Annotated in this window: 2 protein-coding genes; one reads left to right on the top strand and one right to left on the bottom strand. The window is 72.4% G+C overall.

What is annotated here, in order from left to right; genetic code table 11:
* A partial coding sequence (locus AC3WUG_RS19565) for a DedA family protein (protein WP_492329196.1) occupies positions 1-557 on the bottom strand: 557 nt, incomplete at its 3' end.
* Between the two features lie 212 nt (positions 558-769).
* Here AC3WUG_RS19565 and AC3WUG_RS19560 point away from each other — a divergent pair.
* A complete protein-coding gene (locus AC3WUG_RS19560; RefSeq protein ID WP_492329195.1) occupies positions 770-2,338 on the top strand; it encodes a PTS transporter subunit EIIC in 1,569 nt (522 codons plus the stop codon).
* Positions 2,339-2,357 lie beyond the last annotated feature (19 nt).

Below are 2,357 nucleotides of genomic sequence, written 5' to 3'. Positions count from 1 at the left end.
CGGCGGCGCAGGACCACCCACGCGGCCAGCGCGGCGAGCGCCACGAGCACCGCCGCCAGGCCCCACGGGGACGCGGTCGCGAGCCGGACGGCCGCCCAGACCGCGCCGAGCCCGACGGTGCCCCAGACGAACGCCCAGGCCACGCTGCCCGGGACCGACGCCGCGAGGAACCGGGGGTACGGCATCCGGACGAGGCCCGAGCCGACGAACACCGCCGTCTGCACGCCGACCGTCAGGTAGGCGAGGACCACCGCGAACGGGCCGAACCGGTGCACGAGCGCCAGGCCGCGCCGGGCGGTGGGGGTGCGCATGAGGCGCTCCACCCGCGCGCGGGCCGCGGCGCCGCGCGGGGCGGTGGCCGGGCCGGCGTCCGCGCCCGCCGGGACGTCGTCGTCGGCGCCCGGCACCCGGTCCGCCAGCCGCGCGGCACCGGAGGTCACCCCGCGGCCGACCCAGTAGAACAGGTGCGAGCGCGCCATGACGACGACGAACAGCCCGGCGATGACGGCCCAGAACGGCCACCCGCCCATCCCGTACGCCGCCGCCGTGTCGCTCACCCGCCCGAGTCTACGAGTGAGGGCAGCCTGACCTCGTCGGGACGAAGGTCCCGGACGGACCCCCGGTGCCGGGGTGCTAACCTCGTCCGCGAACCTGAGTTCACACAGGGTTGTTACCCGCCGTCGTCGCGGGGCAAGACCTGAGCCGCAGCGATGCGCCTCAGGTCTTTTTTTGTGCCCGGACGGCGTCGGCTCTCGACGAGGAGTACGACATGACGTCCGCGACGACGCGCGACAGGGCCGAGGAGATCATCCGGGCGGTCGGAGGACCGGCCAACGTCCTCAGCCTGACCCACTGCGCCACCCGGCTGCGCTTCGAGCTGCGCGACGCCTCGGTGGTCGACCAGCGGGCCGTGGAGGCGGTGCCCGGCGTGATGGGCGCCGTGCCGCAGTCCGGCGACCGCTACCAGGTGGTCGTCGGCGGGGCGGTGCAGACCGTGTTCACGCAGATCATGCACCTGCCGGAGATGGCCGGCGTGGGCGCCGGCCGGCAGTCCGACGCCGATGTGAAGGCCGCCGCGCGGTCGAAGGCCCGCGGCAAGGTCGCGTGGCTCGACGCGGTGTTCGAGTACCTGTCCGACTCGTTCCGCCCGCTGCTCGGCGTGCTGCTCGGCGCCTCGCTGATCATCGCGTTCGCGGCGGTGCTGGACGCGCTGGGCGTGGTGGACTTCCGCGCCGACGACAAGCCCGCCACCTGGGTGTTCGTCGACGCGATGTGGCGGGCGGTGTTCTACTTCCTGCCGATCATGGTCGCGTACAACGCGGCGAAGAAGCTGCAGGTCGACCCGTGGCTGGGCGCCACGGTCATGGCCGCCGTGATGACGCCGGACTTCCTGAAGCTCACCGACGCGGCCACGACGGTGTGCACCACCAACGCCACGCTCGGCACCACGGCGTGCGTCGCCGACGTGTTCGGGCTGCCGATGCAGCTCAACGACTACGGCGGCCAGGTGTTCGTGCCGCTCATCATGGTCGCGGTGCTCGCCCCGGTGTACCGCGCGCTGAAGCGGGTGTTCCCGGAGAACATCCAGATGGTGTTCGTGCCGTTCCTGTCGATGGTCGTGATGATCCCGGTCACCGCGTTCCTGCTCGGCCCGCTCGGCATCTGGCTCGGCTCCGGCCTCGGCGACGGCCTGGCGTGGCTCAACGGCAACGCCCCGATCGTGTTCGCCATCGTGATCCCGCTGATCTACCCGTTCCTGGTCCCGCTGGGCCTGCACTGGCCGCTGAACGCGCTGATGCTGGTCAACCTCAACACCCTCGGCTACGACTTCATCCAGGGCCCCATGGGCGCGTGGAACTTCGCGTGCTTCGGCGCGACCGCCGGCGTGCTCGTGCTCGCGGTGCGCGACAAGGACGTGCAGATGCGGCAGACCGCGACCGGCGCGCTCGCCGCCGGCCTGCTCGGCGGCATCTCGGAGCCCTCGCTGTACGGCATCCACCTGCGGTTCAAGCGGATCTACCCGCGGATGCTCGTCGGCTGCCTCACCGGCGGCGTCATCATCGGCCTGATGGGCGGCGTCGACACCAACGCGTTCGCGTTCACCTCGCTGCTGACCATCCCGGTGTTCAGCCCGATCCCGGTGTACCTGATCGCGATCACCGCGGCGTTCGCGGTGTCGATGGTGCTGGTCGTCGTCTCGGACTACCGCACGCCCGAGCAGCGGGCCGAGGCCCGCGCCGCCCGTGAGCAGGCCGAGGCCGACCTCGCGCTCGAGTCGGCGTCCGTGTCCGCCCCGGCCGCGGCGACGGTGGGGGCCCTGTCTCTTCTCCACATCTGACGCTGCCGACGAAGGCCGT

It is taken from the genome of Cellulomonas sp. EB106-03-03-XG116 (genome assembly GCF_058792015.1).
The sequence above is the reverse complement of the archived record's forward strand: the minus strand, read 5'-3'. Positions and strand labels throughout refer to the sequence as shown.

What these genes read in the sequence shown, in the direction of transcription:
- AC3WUG_RS19560 (WP_492329195.1), top strand. Translation starts at nt 770, where the DNA reads ATGACGTCCGCGACGACGCGCGACAGGGCCGAGGAGATCATCCGGGCG.